Genomic DNA, 15,108 nt, shown 5'->3' with positions numbered 1-15,108 from the left:
TACTGTCGAAAACCCCTGGTTTCAGGGGAAATACATGGATTTTCGCGGCGACATCTTGCGTTTGGGAAAAGTTCTGCAAAGGTTTCAGCCAGGAGCGGCCCCCGATTCATCAGCGGAATCAAGGCCGAAGGGATTTCATCAATGATTGAGCAGCGCCAGAAGCATGTGGCCGTCCTGCTGGGCGGCTGGTCCGCCGAGCGGGAAGTCTCGCTCGTCTCGGGTGCAGGCGTCGTGTCCGCCTTGGAGTCCAAGGGCTACAAGGTTACGGCGGTGGACGTGCAGCGCGATCTCGAAGGGCTGGTAAAGGCCCTGACGCCGCGGCCGGACGTGGCCTTCGTCGCCCTGCACGGCAAGGGCGGCGAGGATGGGCTGATCCAGGGCGTGCTCGAATATCTGCACATTCCCTATACGCATTCCGGCGTCATGGCCTCCGCCGTTGCCATGGACAAGCAGATGACCAAGCGCTTGCTGTCCACAGTCGGCGTGCCGGTTCCGGACGGCGTCGTCGCCACCAAGGATCAGGTCCTGTCCGGCCACATGGTCGAGCCGCCCTATGTGGTGAAGCCGGTGGATGAAGGCTCCAGCGTGGGTGTTCGCATCGTGCATGCGGGCGGCAACAGCGATGCCATCGACCAGGATGGCTGGGTCTATGGCGAACGGGTGCTGGTGGAGAAATTCATTCCGGGCCGCGAGCTGACCGTCGCCGTGATGGGCGACCGGGCGCTGGGCGTCACGGAGATCACCACCACCACGGCCTTCTTCGACTACACCGCCAAATACACCAGCGGCCACGCCACCCATGTCTGCCCGGCGCAGATCCCCGCCGAGATCGAGGCGGAGGTGAAGCGGCTGGCCGTGCTGGCGCACGAGACGCTGGGCTGCAGCGGCGTCTCCCGCAGCGACTTCCGCTGGGACGACAGCAAGGCCGGCACCGGCGGCATCTACTTCCTGGAGATCAATAATCAGCCCGGCATGACGCCGATCAGTCTGGTGCCGGAGCAGGCCGGCCATGCCGGCATCAGCTATCCCGACCTGTGCGCCTGGATTGTGGAGCAGGCCCGATGCCACGCGTGACCGCCGACAACCCCCGCGCCCGTCTGGCCGAACAGTCCCGCCGGGCCACGCTGAAGGCTGCGGCGAAGGCCAACCGCCGCCGTGCCCTGCCCCGCTGGACCTGGCCGGCGGTGAAGGCCGCCGCCGTGCTGCTGCCTGTGCTGGGGCTGGGCGCCGCGACAACCTGGGCATGGGACTCCGGCCGCATCCAGGCGGCTTGGGAGAGCACGGGGGAAGGTTTCCTGAACGTGACCGCAGGCGCTGGCCTGGCGGTACAGGAGGTGTTCGTCGAGGGCCGGAATGAGGCCGATCCGAAGGAGCTGCTGGCCGCCCTGGGCGTCGAGCGCGGCATGCCCATGCTGGCCTTCGATCCCCATGCCGCGCGCGAGGCGCTGGAGGATATCCCTTGGGTATCCAGCGCCGTGGTGGAACGTCGCCTGCCCGACACGATCTATGTCCGGATCGTGGAACGCACGCCCATGGCGCTGTGGCAGGTGGATCGTACACTGCGGCTTGTGGACGGCGATGGCACGGTTCTGACCAGCGACAATCTGGAGCGCTGGGCCGACCTGCCCATGCTGGTCGGGCCGGAGGCACCTGACCGCGGCAAGGAGCTGCTGGCCCTGCTGGCGTCCGAGCCGCTGGTCGGCCAGCGTGTGGATGCGGCGGTGCTGGTCGGCGGTCGCCGCTGGGACCTGCGGCTGGACAACGGCGTGGACATCCGCCTGCCGGAGACGGATATCGGCTCCGCCCTGCGGCAGCTCGCGACCGTGCAGCAGACGAATCAGGTGCTTGAGCGTGATGTGGTCGCGATCGACCTGCGCGTGCCCGACCGGCTGGTGGTTCAGACCTCCGCCACCGCGGCCGAGGCGCGGCGCAAAGCTGCATCCGACAAAAAGCGTAAGATCTGAGAGGGCGGCAGATGGCATTTCCGGGCGCGCTGAATGTGCGGACGAAGGCAAGGCGGGTGCCGCGCGGCGGCACCGTCGCCGCCCTCGACGTCGGCTCGACCAAGGTCGTCTGCTTCATCGCCAAGGTGGACGATCCCGGTTCCATCCGCGTGGTGGGCATCGGCCATCAGGTCAGCCGGGGCGTGCGCGCCGGCACCATCGTGGACATGGAGGCGGCGGAGACCGCCATCGGCACCGCCGTCCATGCCGCCGAGACCATGGCCGGCGAGCAGATCCGCGACGTGCTGGTCAGCCTGTCCGGCGGTCAGCCGGAAAGTCAGACACTGACCATCGAGTCGCCTGTGAACGGGCATGAGATCGGCGACGGTGACCTGAAGCGCGCCCTGGCGCAGGCCCGGAACCTGACCATCTCGCCGGATGCGGAGCTGATCCATTCCATCCCGGTCGGCTATACCGTCGACGGCTCCAAGGGCATTCGCGATCCGCGCGGCATGGTGGGAGAGCGGTTGGGCGTGCGTCTGAACGTCGTCACCGCCGCCGCCAATCCGGTACGCAACCTGATGAGCTGCATCGGCCGCTGCCATCTGGGCGTCGAGGGCTTCGTCATGAGCCCCTATGCCGCCGGCCTGTCCTGTCTGGTCGAGGACGAGATGGACCTTGGCGTCACCCTGATCGACATGGGCGGCGGCACCACCAGTATTTCCGTCTTCTTCGATGGCAAGATGGTCTGGTGCGACAGCGTTCCGCTGGGCGGAGCCCATGTGACCAACGACATCGCCCGCGGCCTGACCACCCCTCTCGTCCATGCGGAGAGGCTGAAGACGCTCTACGGCAGCGCCATGGTCGCCGGCTCCGACGAGCGGGAGATCATTGATGTCCCGCAGGTGGGGGAGGAGGAGCGCGGCACCGCCAATCATGTTCCGAAATCCCTGCTGGTCGGCATCGTCCAGCCCCGGCTCGAGGAGATTTTCGAGCTGGTCCGCGGCAGGCTTGAGGCGTCCGGCATGGCCAAGATGGCCGGCCGCCGCGTCGTCCTGACCGGCGGCGCGTCCCAGATGACCGGGATGCGCGATCTGGCCGCCCAGGTGCTGGACAAGCAGGTGCGCATGGGCCGCCCGCTCCGCATCGGCGGCCTGGCCGAGAATATGGGCGGTCCCGCCTTCGCGGCGGCCGCCGGGCTGCTGTCCTATGCGGTGCAGCACCATGCCGACCTTCCCGCCCTGGCCCCGCTGGTGGAGCAGCCCACCGGTCTCTGGGGTCGGGTGAACATGTGGCTGAGGGAGAACCTGTGACCGCCCGATCTAGATGCCAGGTGCGTCGATGGCGACCTCAGCCGGAAGCGCACCAGACTTGAGCGAATAGGGCCGGATTTCGGCCGCCATGGATATCCGCCGCGACCCCCATTTTCCTCCTACGCTAAGGAGCCCGACGATGACCATCAAAGTGACCATCCCCTCCGTGGACGTGCAGACCAAGCCGCGCATCACCGTGTTCGGTGTCGGCGGCGCTGGCGGCAATGCGGTCAACAACATGATCCGCTCCAACCTGGAAGGCGTTGAGTTCGTCGTCAGCAACACCGATGCGCAGGCGCTGGCCAACAGCCTCGCGCCCCAGCGGGTGCAGCTCGGCAGCACCATCACCCGCGGCCTCGGCGCCGGTTCCCGCCCCGATGTGGGCCGGGCCGCGGCGGAGGAGCAGCTCGAAGAGATCATGAACCATCTCTCGGGCACCAACATGTGCTTCATCACCGCCGGCATGGGCGGCGGCACCGGCACGGGCGCGGCCCCGGTCATCGCCCGTGCGGCGCGTGAGCAGGGCATCCTGACCGTCGGCGTGGTGACCAAGCCCTTCAACTTCGAGGGCGCGCACCGCATGCGCACCGCGGAGAACGGGATTCAGGAGCTGGCGCAGTATGTCGACACCCTGATCATCATTCCGAACCAGAACCTGTTCCGCATCGCCAACGAGCGCACCACCTTCGCCGACGCCTTCAAGATGGCGGATGACGTGCTGCATGCCGGCGTGCGCGGCGTGACCGACCTGATGGTCATGCCCGGCCTGATCAACCTGGACTTCGCTGACATCCGCACCGTGATGACGGAAATGGGCAAGGCGATGATGGGCACCGGCGAGGCGTCCGGCGAGCGCCGCGCCGTGGAGGCCGCGGAGGCCGCCATCAGCAACCCGCTGCTGGACGACATCTCCATGCGCGGCGCGCGCGGCGTGCTGATCAACATCACCGGCGGCATGGACATGACCCTGTTCGAGGTGGATGAGGCGGCGAACCGCATCCGCGACGAGGTCGATCCGGAAGCCAACATCATCTTCGGCTCCACCTTCGACGAGTCGATGGAAGGCAAGATGCGCGTGTCGGTGGTCGCCACCGGCATCGAGACCGTCGCCGCCCAGCAGTCCCGCCCGCAGGCCCAGCCCACCCTGACCGTGGTGCATGACCGCGCCGCCGAGGCGAAGCGCCACTTCCCGACGGCCGCTCCGGCCATGCGTCCGGCCATGGGCGGGGCTGCCGCCATGACGCAGCCCAGCCACTTCGCCACGCTGCAGCCCGCTCCGATGGCTCCGGCCCCGACCGCAGGATTGACCCCGGACGCCGAGCAGGCGGCACGGATGGAAGAGGCCTATGCGCCGATGCAGGAGGCCGCTGCCGCTCCGGAGATGCACATGGAGGAAATGCCGGTCGCTCCGATGCAGCCGGCCATGCCGCAGCCTGCTCCGGCCCCGACCGGCCCGCTGCGCGGTGAGCGCAAGGAAGGCGCCTTCATCGCCCCGCGTCCGGCCGAGGCCGGCCCGCGCGCCGGCGCAACGAACCCGCAGCGCTTCCAGCCGGCCCAGCCGGAGCCGAAGAAGAAGGGCTTCCTCGGCAATCTGTTCGGTCGCGTGACCGGCGCTTCCGAGCCCGCTCCCCAGCAGGCCCGCCCCGCGCCTGCCCCGCAGCCGCAGATGTCCCGCCCGGCGCCGCAGCCCGCCCCGCAGCAGCCGACGGGCGTGGAGCACGCTCCGCGCGCCAAGCCGGCCACGGAGGACGACATGCTCGACATTCCGGCCTTCCTGCGCCGTCAGGCCAACTGATCCCCTGATCGGTTCTTCCGCATTGCAGAAGGGGCCGGCCCGCGAGGGCCGGCCCCTTTCCATTGGCCCGCGTCGCCGTCACGAACGGCCCGGTCGTAACAATCTGCAACAAAGAGTGATTTGAGACTGGGAATCCCAGTTGTTATCTCAGCAGTGTGGAGTTCCAGCCTGCTGCGCCGCAACACGGCGAGCCAGGCAGTCTCCCGGCGGACCCGTCCCGGGTCCGGTCCCTTGAAACCGGATGACGACGACATGACCCGGCAGCGCACCCTGAAGGCCCCGATCAACTGCACCGGCATCGGCCTGCATTCCGGCAGCCGCGTGCGGATGACCCTGCGGCCCGCGCCCGTCGATACCGGCATCGTCTTCATCCGCACCGATCTGCCCGTCGAGCGCGCTACTGTTCCGGCCCGCTGGGATCTGGTCAGCGACACCCGCCTCTGCACCGTGATCAGCAACGAGGGCAAGGCGGCCGTCGGCACGGTGGAGCATCTGATGGCCGCCCTGCGCGCCGCGGAGATCGACAATCTGTATGTCGAGCTGGACGCGCCCGAGGTGCCGATCATGGATGGCAGCTCCGCGCCTTTCGTCTTCCTGATCGAGTGCGCCGGCATCGTGGCGCAGCCGGCTTCCCGTCGCGTGATCCGGGTGCTGAAGGATGTCCGGGTCGAGGACGGTGAGAAACTCGCCGCGCTGAGCCCGGCCCCGGTCAGCTCCTTCCATGTGGAGATCGACTTCGCCAGCAATGCCATCCGGCGGCAGCAGGGCTCCCTGGTCCTGAGCGAGGGCGCCTTCAAGTCGGAGGTATCCCGCGCCCGCACCTTCGGCTTCCTGCACGAGGTGGAGGCGATGCGTCAGGCCGGCCTCGCCCGCGGCGGCTCCCTGGACAATGCCGTGATCATCAATGGCGACCGGGTCATGAACGAGGGCGGGCTGCGTTACGCGGATGAGTTCGTCCGGCACAAGATTCTGGACGCTGTCGGCGACCTGTACATGGCCGGCCATCAGATTCTGGGCCGCTTCCAAGGCGTCCGCCCCGGCCACGCCATGAACAACCGGCTGCTGCGCGCCCTTTTCGCCGATGCCACCGCATGGCGGCTGGAGGACGCGGCCTGGAGCGAGGAGCCTCTGGCCGCCACGGCCTGACCCGGTTCCGGGCAGGCGGGGTTTCCGTTTCGTGGGCGCGAATGGCGGCTTCAGCATCGCCGCCTTTGTTCCGCCGCCATTCCTGCCCACATTCGGGGTGCGCCGGTATCGCCCGCCTTTCGCCGACCGCACAATGGCGCTTGGCGGGAATTGCCGTCCGCGTGCTATAAGTCGCCCTCTCGCTCGCTGTCTGGCTGTTCGCACACATGACTTCCAAGCCTCGTTCCGACCTCCCGGTCCGTGCCTCCCGGTTCCTGGCGCCTGCGGCCCTGCTCTTGCTGGCCGCTTGTGCAGGCACCCCGGAAGAGATTCCGTATGTCGAGCGCCCGGTTGAGGAGATTTACACAGAGGCGTCGAACGCCATCGACCGCGGCAACCATCTGCGGGCCGCCGTCCTGTTCGAGGAGGTGGAGCGGCAGCACCCCTACTCCCAGTGGGCCGTGCGCAGCCAGCTCATGACCGCCTATTCGCTGTATGAGGCGCAGCGGTACGACGACGCCATCACCAAGCTGGACGGCTTCATCGCCCTGCATCCCGGCAACAAGAACGTCGCCTACGCCTATTATCTCAAGGCGCTCTCCTATTATGAGCAGATTTCCGACGTCCGCCGCGACCAGAGCATGACCCAGAATGCCCGCGCCGGGCTGGAGGAGGTGGTCCGCCGCTTCCCCACCACGCCCTACGCCCGCGATGCCCAGTTGAAGCTTGACCTCGTGCGCGACCACTTGGCCGGCAAGGACATGGAGGTCGGCCGCCATTACCTGCGCATCGGCCAGTACATGGCGGCGCTGAAGCGTTTCCGCGCCGTGGTGGACAATTACCAGGACACCAGCCATGTGCCGGAGGCCCTGCACCGCATGGCGGAGGCTTATCTGGCGCTCGGCATCGTAGACGAGGCGCAGGCCACCGCGGCTCTGTTGGGCCACAACTACCCCGGCAGCCCGTGGTATGAGGATACCTATGCCCTGGTGACCAACTCCGTTCCGGCGGAAGAGCGGTCCTTTGTATCCAAGGCCTGGAATTGGGTATTCTGAGACACCAACTGCCCCCGCCGCCTTCCCTGCCCGCCCTTCACAGGGGCGGGCGCCCAGCCTGAAGTGTGCCCATGCTCGTCACGCTCTCGATCCGGGACGTGGTTCTGATCGAAAGATTGACGCTCGCGTTCCGTCCCGGCTTGTGCGTGCTGACGGGCGAGACGGGCGCCGGCAAGTCCATCCTGCTGGACAGCCTCGGGCTGGCGCTGGGTGCGCGCGGCGACAGCGCGCTGGTCCGTCATGGCAGCGACCAGGCCTCCGTCACCGCCGAATTTGACCTCTCCGCCCGCGCCGACCACCCGGCCTTCGCCATTCTGCGAGAGCAGGAGTTGGAGGTGGAGGACACGCTCGTCCTGCGCCGGACGCTGACCTCCGACGGCCGCTCCCGCTGCTTCGTCAACGATCAGCCGGTGGGCGTGACCCTGCTGCGCCGACTGGGTGAGACGCTGGTGGAGGTGCATGGGCAGTTCGAGACCCACGGCCTGCTGGACCCGCGCACCCATCGCGACCTGCTGGACGATTACGCCAACCTGCGCAAGTCCGGTGAGAAGGTTTCCAGCCTCTGGCGGTCCTGGAGGCAGGTTGAGCAGGCCCGCCTCCAGGCCGCCGAAGATGCGACCCGCGCCCGGGCGGAAGAGGATTTCCTGCGCCACGCCGCGGCGGAGCTGGACGCCCTCGATCCGAAGGCGGGCGAGGAGGAGGAGCTTGCCGAAAAGCGCGTCACGCTCCAGCACCGGGAAAAGCTGATCGACGCCATCAACGGCGCCTATGGCGAGCTGTCCGGAGACCGCGGGGCGGAGCGTGGGTTGGCCGCGGCGCTGAAATCCCTGATCCGCATCGCGGACAAGGCCGGCGGCCGGCTGGACCCCGTGATCCAGGTGCTGGACGAGGCCGCGGCCGAGGTGGCGGAGGCGGCACGCTCCCTCCAGGCGCTGAGCGCCGACATCGACATGGATGGCGGCAGCCTGGAGAAGATCGAGGACCGGCTGTTCGCCCTGCGCGCCGCCGCCCGCAAGCATGGGGTGGAGGTGGACGGGCTGGCCCCGCTGCGCGCCGACATGGCCCGCAAGCTGGCGCTGATCGAGGATCAGGGCGATCTGCTGCAACGGCTGGCCAAGCAGGCGGACGAGGCCAAGGCGGCTTATCTCGAGGCGGCGAGGGCCCTCTCCGCCGCCCGTTCCAAAGCGGCGGGCAAGCTGGACAAGGCGGTGGCGGACGAGTTGAAGCCGCTGCGCATGGAGAAGGCAAGATTCACCACCCGCGTTGCCCAGACCGGGGAGGATGGCTGGGGTCCGCAGGGCATCGACGACATCGCCTTCCAGGTCGCCACCAATCCCGGCGCGCCTCCGGGTCCGCTGCACAAGATCGCGTCGGGCGGTGAGCTGGCGCGCTTCATGCTGGCGCTGAAGGTGGTGCTGGCCCAGGTCGGCACCGTCCCGACCCTGGTGTTCGACGAGGTGGATACCGGCGTCGGCGGGGCCGTCGCGGACGCCATCGGGGAGCGGCTGGGCCGGCTGGGCGGCAGCGGCCTGCAGGTGCTGGTCGTCACCCATAGCCCGCAGGTCGCCGCCCGCGGGGCCTATCACTGGCAGGTCCGCAAGCACGCCGCCGGCAGCCGCGTGAAAACGGAAGTGGTCGAACTTTCCGACGCCGAACGCAAGGAGGAGATCGCCCGCATGCTCTCCGGCGCGGAGATCACCGAAGCCGCGCGTGCGGCGGCGGAAAGCCTGATCGGGCCGCGCGACAGGTTGCTTTAGACAAGCGCTGCAAGGAGGTCGAGGGTGCCCGGCGAGCGACTCCCACCTCCACCATTCTGGCGGCTGCCCTATTTCGAAGCAGCGATGAGCAGGCCGGACCGGCAGGACATCACGGCTGACGATATCCTCAGGACGCTGGGCGGCCCCATAACGCAGATGCGACAGGCGGACGGTCGCATGCGATACTGGGGCTGGATTGAGAGGGAAGCCAGATGGCTTCGGGTTGTTGTTGAACCTGATGGCGAGACGGTTCTCAACGCCTTCTGGGACCGGAGGTTCAAACCATGATCGGTGACAATCCCGTCTTCTATGACCCGGATGCCGACATGCTGCGCGTCGAGTTGCGCCCCTGGCCGGCCGGTGGCAATGCCATGGATGCTGGCGGCGAAGATGAGGAAGACGATCTGGTCATCCATTATGCACCGGACGGCAAGCCCTGGGCCTGGGAAGTGGAGCATGCGTCCAAGCGGCCGGATTTGGTGGCCAGAGCCTTTGCCGCACTCCGCTCATCCCGCGGGATCGCAGAGGCCGCCTGACCGGCACGCCCCCTTGCCCAGCGCGCGGCGCGTCCCATCTCGGCACTTATGTATGCCGAGCCCCTGATCCTCACCCTGAAGCTGGATGCCGCCAGCTTCCGCCTGTTCGATGATCTCCGCCGGGCGCATTTCCCGGCGGAGCGGAACCTGATTCCGGCGCATGTGACCCTGTTCCACCACCTTCCGGGTCCGCAGGCGGAGGCGATCCGGGGCGATCTGCGCCGGGTCTGCCGGGATACCGAGCCCTTCCCCGTCGAGGTGAATGCCATCAAGTCGCTGGGCCGCGGCGTCGCCTACCATCTCCGCAGCCGGGCGCTGGACGAGTTGCGCGACCGGCTGTCCGATCTGTGGTTCGACTGGCTGCTGCCGCAGGACCGTCAGGGTTTCCGACCCCATGTCACGGTGCAGAACAAGGTGGAGCCGAAGCTTGCCAAGGAGACGCTGACCCTGTTGCAGGCCAGCTTCACGCCCTTCACGGCTCGCGGCGAGGGGCTGCTGCTCTGGCGCTATCTCGGCGGGCCGTGGGAGCCGGTGGCGGAAACCCTGTTCCGGCGCGGATGACAGCACCGCACGGGCGGGAGATAGGACGATTTGTCCGGTGACGCCTGTCGCCACGGGGCTATGCTGCTCGGGCCAGCCGCCTTCCAGGGATGCGACCATGACCGACGACCAGAGCTATATCCTCATCGTACGCTGCCCGGACCGGAAGGGCATCGTGGCGGCCGTGGCCGGCTATCTGGCGGACAACGGCGCGTCCATCACCGAGTCGAACCATTTCAACGACGCCCTGGCCGATTATTTCTACATGCGCACGGTGTTCCGGCCGGACGGGCCGATGCCGCCGCTGGACGTGCTGCGCCAGGGTTTCCAGCCCATCGCCTACCGCTACGGCATGGATTGGGAGCTGCACGACGTCACCACCGTGCCGCGGGTCCTGATCCTGGTCTCCGGTTTCGGGCATTGCCTGTACGATCTGCTGCACCGGCAGCGGTCGGGGGCCATCCGCATGGACATTCCCGCCGTCATCTCCAACCATGAGGACATGCGCTCCTTCACGGAGTGGAGCGGCATCCCCTACCACCATCTGCCCGTCAAGGCCGCGAACCGCGCCGAGCAGGAGGCGGAGATCGTGCGGATCGTGGAGGAGCAGCGGATCGATCTGGTGGTGCTGGCCCGCTACATGCAGGTGCTGTCGCCGGAACTGTCGTCCAGGCTGGCCGGGCGCTGCATCAACATCCACCATTCCTTCCTGCCGAGCTTCAAGGGCGCCAAGCCCTACCACCAGGCTTTCGAGCGCGGGGTGAAGATCATCGGCGCCACCGCCCACTACGTTACCAACGACCTGGATGAGGGCCCGATCATCGAGCAGGACATCCAGCGCGTGGACCACACCCACACGCCGGACCAGCTTGTGGAGATCGGCCGCGACATCGAATGCTCCGTCCTGGCCCGCGCCGTGCGCTGGCATCTGGAGCGGCGGGTGATCCAGGCCGGGCGGAAGACGGTGGTGTTCCGGTAGAAAGCCCCCACCTGCCGCTTGACCTGCCCGCCCCCGGCGGATGAATTTGCGCGGGCCTTTTCCTGATCCATGGTTCCCGCCCGATGGCCGCATCCGCGCTCCGCACCGTTCCGGTTTCCGATCTCACCCTCGACCAGGCCAAGGCGGAGCATGACGCGCTCGCCGCGGAGATCCGGCATCACCGCGATCTCTATTACCGCAAGGACGCGCCGGAGATATCGGACGCGGAGTACGATGCGCTGGAGCGGCGGCTGAACGAGGTCGAGGCGCGGTTCCCGGAACTGGTGACGGAGGACAGCCCAACCCAGACGGTGGGAGCCGCCCCGTCCGCCGGCTTCCGCAAGGTCCGCCATGCCGTGCCCATGCTCTCGCTGGGCAACGCCTTCGCGGCGGAGGATGTGGACGGCTTCGTCGACCAGATCGTCCGTTTCCTGAACATGAAGAGCGTGGACGGGCTGGAGTTCGTGGCGGAGCCGAAGATCGACGGCCTCTCCCTCTCCATCCGCTATGAGAACGGTGAGCTGGTCCAGGCCGCCACCCGCGGCGACGGAACGGAGGGGGAGGACGTCACCGCCAATGTCCGCACCATCGCCGAGATTCCGAACAAGCTGAACGGCCCGGCCCCGGCCCTGCTGGATGTCCGCGGCGAGGTCTATATGGACCGCAGCGACTTCTTCGCCCTGAACCAGCGTCAGGCCGAGGCGGGGGAAAAGGTGTTTGCCAACCCGCGCAACGCCGCCGCCGGCTCGCTGCGCCAGCTCGACCCGAAGATCACGGCCAAGCGGCCGCTGCGCTTCTTCGCCTATACCTGGGGCGAGCTGTCGGAGCCGCTGGGGGCCACGCAGTGGGAATGCCTGGAGCGGCTGAAGGCCCTGGGCTTCCAGGTGACGGCGCAGAGCACCTTGTGCCGCAGCCGGGATGAGCTGCTGGACTATTACGCCCGCATCGGGGCGGAGCGGCCGTCCCTGCCCTTCGACATCGACGGCGTCGTCTACAAGGTCAACCGGCTGGACTTGCAGGAGCGGCTCGGCTTCCGCACCAGGACGCCGCGCTGGGCCACGGCCCATAAATTCCCGGCGGAGCAAGCGCGCACCATCCTGAGGAAGATCAGCATCCAGGTCGGCCGCACCGGTGCCCTGACCCCCGTGGCGGAGCTGGAGCCGATCACCGTGGGCGGCGTCGTGGTCAGCCGCGCCACCCTGCACAATGAGGATGAGATCGCCCGCAAGGATGTGCGCGAGGGCGATACCGTGATCGTCCAGCGCGCCGGCGACGTGATCCCCCAGATCGTCGCCACGGTGGCGGAGGCGCGCCCCGCCGATGCCCAGCCCTATGTCTTTCCCGACCATTGCCCCGAATGCGGCAGCGTGGCCGTGCGCGAGGAGGGCGGAGCCGTCCGCCGCTGCACCGGCGGGCTGGTCTGTCCGGCACAGGCGGTGGAGCGGCTGCGCCACTTCGTCGGCCGCGATGCCTTCGACATCGAGGGGCTGGGGATCGAGCGCATCCAGCTCTTCTTCGAGCAGGACCGCATCCGCCAGCCGGCGGACATCTTCACGCTGGAACGGCGGGAGGAGCAGCGGATCGACCGGCTGGTCAGCATGACCGGCTTCGGCAGGAAGTCGGTGGAGAACCTGTTCCGCGCCATCGACGCCCGCCGCCGCATCCCGCTGGACCGCTTCATCTTCGCCCTGGGCATCCGGCAGGTGGGCGAGGCCACGGCCAAGCTGCTGGCCCGCGCCTACCGTACCGTGGAGCATTGGACGGAACGCATGGAACAGGCCGCCGCGGAGCGCGCCGCCAATCCGGAGGAGATGAAGAAGCCGGAGCTGGTGGGCGAGGCCTATGCCGAGCTGTGCGCCATCGAGCAGATCGGCATCTCCGTCGCCGACGACATCTGCGACTTCTTCGCGGAGACGCATAACCGGGAGGCCCTGGCGAACCTGCTGCGCGAGCTGGAGGCGGTGGAGGAGTATGTCCCGCCCCGTGCCGCGGCCGGCAGCCCCATCGCCGGCAAGACCGTGGTCTTCACCGGCACCCTGACCACCATGGGGCGGTCGGAGGCCAAGGCCAGGGCGGAGTCGCTGGGGGCCAAGGTCTCCGGCTCCGTCAGCGCCAAGACGGACTTCGTCATCATCGGCGCCGATGCCGGGTCCAAGGCCGCGAAGGCGCAGGAGCTGGGCCTTCGGATGATGAGCGAGGAGGAGTGGCTGGCCTTCATCGGCGGGTGATGGCCGGGGCGGCGGGAAAATCACCACCACCTTTTCGCCGCTCCCGCCATGCGGTGGCGTAAATCGCCACGCACCCGCAGTCCATGTTTCGCAGATTTCCAAGCTTTCCGCCATTGGCACGCCCCTTGCTGATCCCAAGGCCAGATCATGCCTTCAGCAAGGGATACCGCCATGTTCCGCACCACCGCCGCAGCGATTGCCCTCCTGGCCCTGACCGCCGCCCCCGCCCTGGGTGCCGAGAGCCATAGCTTCGCGGCCAAGGAAGTCAGCCTGGACGGGCTTCTGGGCACTCTGCAGGTCACCGTCGATCCAGCCGCCACCCAGGTCTCGGTCAATATCGACGGGCCGCAACGCTGGTTGGAAGAGATCAGCGTGAGCCTGGACGGCGACCGGGTTGAGATCGTGCAGGACGACCGGCCGAACCGCGTCCGGATGAAGGACCGGGAGGACTGGCTGGCCGTCACCATGACTGTGCCGGCCGGTACCGAACTGAGCCTGATCGACTATATCGGCGAGGGCGAGATCGGCGATCTGGCCGGGGCGCTGACCGTGGACGACATGCAAGCCGGCAATCTGAAGGTCGGCCGCGTGACCGTGCTGGACCTCGGCATCTCCGGAAGCGGCGACGTGACGGTCGCATCGGCCGATACGGCCAGCATCGCCATCAGCGGCAGCGGCGATGTGGATCTGGGCGATGTGAGCCGCGACCTGTCCGTCGCCATCAGCGGGTCCGGGGACATCCAGGTCGGCCGCACGACCGGCAAGGTGGAACTGGCGATCAACGGTTCCGGCGATGTGGAGGTCACGGAGGTGAACGGCCCTGTCTCTGCCGGCATCAGCGGCTCCGGCGATGTCCGCTTCCGCGGCGGGGTCGCCGATCCTTTCAACGTGTCCATCTCCGGCTCCGGCAATGTGAGCATGGACGGCATGGCCCGCAACCAGACCATCAACCAGTCCGGCTCCGGCAGCGTGCGCGTCGCCAACAACGACCGCTGATCCGCAGCTTCAAGCCGCGACCGACCGTCCACCCCGAAAGGACCGACGCCATGACCCTTTCCCGCTTCTGCCGCGTGGCCGGCACGGCCGCCCTCTTCTCCCTCGCAACGTTTCCGGCTTTCGCCTTCGGGCCGGAACGGTTCCAGGCGGACTCCATCGAGGTGGAGAACCTGCTCGGCACCCTGGACATCCGCGTTGATGCGAACGCCAAGGACATCACCGTCAGCGCCGACGGAAAGAACCGCGAACTGCTGGACCGGCTCAACATCCGCCAGCGCGGACGCGCCGTGGTCATCGACATGGACATGCCCCGGGACCACAACCGGAACATAAATGTCGAGGATGACGCGCCGGAGGTGGTCGTCACCGTGCCGGCAGGAACCGGCTTGGAGGTCGAGGACATGATCGGGGAGTTGAAGGCCCAATCCGGGCTGGCTGACGTCCGCGTCTCCCTTCGATCCGCAGCCACCATGGAGTTCGGACAGGTCCGCAGCATGAATGTGAATGCGCAAGGCGCCCTCAATCTGGAAGTGGATGAGGTGCAGAACGGGATGAATCTCGCCCTGCACGGCGCTGGCAATATCGAGGTCGGTCGCGTGACGGGTCCGGCCGACATGGCCGTGAAGGGCGTCGGCAACATCGAGGTCGACCGCGTTGACGGTCCGGTGAGCATCAGCCTGAACGGCATGGGGCATATCGCCGTGGAGGGCGGCCGGGCGGACACGCTGGAGATCGAGGTGGCCGGCATGGGCGCCGTCAGCTTCGACGGCGAGGCCGGCACCAAGCGCATCAACAAGTCCGGCTTCGCCAGCGTCAGCTATCAGGGCAAAAGCATGTGAGA

General features: G+C 67.7%; 13 protein-coding genes. All 13 read left to right on the top strand.

Translation table 11 applies throughout. The features are described from left to right. Nucleotides 1-141 precede the first annotated feature (141 nt). On the top strand, nt 142-1,074 hold the full coding sequence (locus DOL89_RS03195; RefSeq protein WP_119677846.1) for a D-alanine--D-alanine ligase: 933 nt from the start codon (nt 142-144) through the stop codon (nt 1,072-1,074). Further along, nucleotides 1,062-1,964 carry a cell division protein FtsQ/DivIB gene (locus tag DOL89_RS03190; protein ID WP_119677845.1) on the top strand — a complete coding sequence of 301 codons (903 nt, stop codon included), beginning with the start codon at nt 1,062-1,064 and terminating at the stop codon, nt 1,962-1,964. The genes DOL89_RS03195 and DOL89_RS03190 overlap by 13 nt, the downstream gene beginning before the upstream one ends. Nucleotides 1,965-1,975: 11 nt before the next feature. Further along, nucleotides 1,976-3,256, top strand: coding sequence for a cell division protein FtsA (gene ftsA / locus DOL89_RS03185; protein ID WP_119677844.1), 1,281 nt, complete (start codon nt 1,976-1,978; stop codon nt 3,254-3,256). 139 nt (nt 3,257-3,395) lie between these two features. Further along, the gene (gene ftsZ, locus DOL89_RS03180) at nt 3,396-5,051 is read left to right on the top strand and encodes a cell division protein FtsZ (protein WP_119677843.1); all 1,656 of its coding nucleotides are present in this window, start codon (nt 3,396-3,398) and stop codon (nt 5,049-5,051) included. Nucleotides 5,052-5,303: 252 nt separating this feature from the next. Next, on the top strand, nt 5,304-6,197 hold the full coding sequence (gene lpxC / locus DOL89_RS03175; protein ID WP_119677842.1) for a UDP-3-O-acyl-N-acetylglucosamine deacetylase: 894 nt from the start codon (nt 5,304-5,306) through the stop codon (nt 6,195-6,197). A gap of 206 nt (nt 6,198-6,403) precedes the next feature. Next, nucleotides 6,404-7,231, top strand: a complete 828-nt coding sequence (locus tag DOL89_RS03170) for an outer membrane protein assembly factor BamD (protein WP_119677841.1) — start codon at nt 6,404-6,406, stop codon at nt 7,229-7,231. A gap of 71 nt (nt 7,232-7,302) precedes the next feature. Next, on the top strand, nt 7,303-8,988 hold the full coding sequence (recN, locus tag DOL89_RS03165; protein ID WP_119677840.1) for a DNA repair protein RecN: 1,686 nt from the start codon (nt 7,303-7,305) through the stop codon (nt 8,986-8,988). Between the two features lie 284 nt (nt 8,989-9,272). After that, nucleotides 9,273-9,524: a DUF2283 domain-containing protein gene (locus tag DOL89_RS03155; protein ID WP_119677838.1), complete on the top strand. Its 252-nt coding sequence runs from the start codon at nt 9,273-9,275 to the stop codon at nt 9,522-9,524. Between the two features lie 48 nt (nt 9,525-9,572). Continuing rightward, nucleotides 9,573-10,085 (top strand): 2'-5' RNA ligase family protein, encoded by a 513-nt coding sequence (locus DOL89_RS03150; RefSeq protein WP_119677837.1) that lies wholly within the window; start codon nt 9,573-9,575, stop codon nt 10,083-10,085. 97 nt (nt 10,086-10,182) lie between these two features. Further along, entirely contained in the window at nt 10,183-11,043 is an 861-nt protein-coding gene (purU, locus tag DOL89_RS03145; RefSeq protein ID WP_119677836.1) for a formyltetrahydrofolate deformylase, read from the top strand. Between the two features lie 83 nt (nt 11,044-11,126). Next, a complete protein-coding gene (gene ligA, locus DOL89_RS03140) occupies nt 11,127-13,271 on the top strand; it encodes an NAD-dependent DNA ligase LigA (protein WP_119677835.1) in 2,145 nt (714 codons plus the stop codon). A gap of 171 nt (nt 13,272-13,442) precedes the next feature. Beyond that, nucleotides 13,443-14,267, top strand: coding sequence for a GIN domain-containing protein (locus DOL89_RS03135; protein ID WP_162937300.1), 825 nt, complete (start codon nt 13,443-13,445; stop codon nt 14,265-14,267). 50 nt (nt 14,268-14,317) lie between these two features. Then, nucleotides 14,318-15,106 carry a hypothetical protein gene (locus tag DOL89_RS03130; RefSeq protein WP_119677833.1) on the top strand — a complete coding sequence of 263 codons (789 nt, stop codon included), beginning with the start codon at nt 14,318-14,320 and terminating at the stop codon, nt 15,104-15,106. Nucleotides 15,107-15,108: the final 2 nt, after the last annotated feature.

The organism is Indioceanicola profundi (genome assembly GCF_003568845.1).
Lineage (GTDB): Bacteria > Pseudomonadota > Alphaproteobacteria > Azospirillales > Azospirillaceae > Indioceanicola > Indioceanicola profundi.
This window is presented reverse-complemented; position numbering and strand designations above follow the sequence as displayed.

Excerpts from the sequence above, each read along its gene's own strand:
- DOL89_RS03195 (WP_119677846.1), top strand. The coding sequence starts at position 142 with ATGATTGAGCAGCGCCAGAAGCATGTGGCCGTCCTGCTGGGCGGCTGG.
- DOL89_RS03190 (WP_119677845.1), top strand. The coding sequence starts at position 1,062 with ATGCCACGCGTGACCGCCGACAACCCCCGCGCCCGTCTGGCCGAACAG.
- ftsA (WP_119677844.1), top strand. The coding sequence starts at position 1,976 with ATGGCATTTCCGGGCGCGCTGAATGTGCGGACGAAGGCAAGGCGGGTG.
- ftsZ (WP_119677843.1), top strand. The coding sequence starts at position 3,396 with ATGACCATCAAAGTGACCATCCCCTCCGTGGACGTGCAGACCAAGCCG.
- lpxC (WP_119677842.1), top strand. The coding sequence starts at position 5,304 with ATGACCCGGCAGCGCACCCTGAAGGCCCCGATCAACTGCACCGGCATC.
- DOL89_RS03170 (WP_119677841.1), top strand. The coding sequence starts at position 6,404 with ATGACTTCCAAGCCTCGTTCCGACCTCCCGGTCCGTGCCTCCCGGTTC.
- recN (WP_119677840.1), top strand. The coding sequence starts at position 7,303 with ATGCTCGTCACGCTCTCGATCCGGGACGTGGTTCTGATCGAAAGATTG.
- DOL89_RS03155 (WP_119677838.1), top strand. The coding sequence starts at position 9,273 with ATGATCGGTGACAATCCCGTCTTCTATGACCCGGATGCCGACATGCTG.
- DOL89_RS03150 (WP_119677837.1), top strand. The coding sequence starts at position 9,573 with ATGTATGCCGAGCCCCTGATCCTCACCCTGAAGCTGGATGCCGCCAGC.
- purU (WP_119677836.1), top strand. The coding sequence starts at position 10,183 with ATGACCGACGACCAGAGCTATATCCTCATCGTACGCTGCCCGGACCGG.
- ligA (WP_119677835.1), top strand. The coding sequence starts at position 11,127 with ATGGCCGCATCCGCGCTCCGCACCGTTCCGGTTTCCGATCTCACCCTC.
- DOL89_RS03135 (WP_162937300.1), top strand. The coding sequence starts at position 13,443 with ATGTTCCGCACCACCGCCGCAGCGATTGCCCTCCTGGCCCTGACCGCC.
- DOL89_RS03130 (WP_119677833.1), top strand. The coding sequence starts at position 14,318 with ATGACCCTTTCCCGCTTCTGCCGCGTGGCCGGCACGGCCGCCCTCTTC.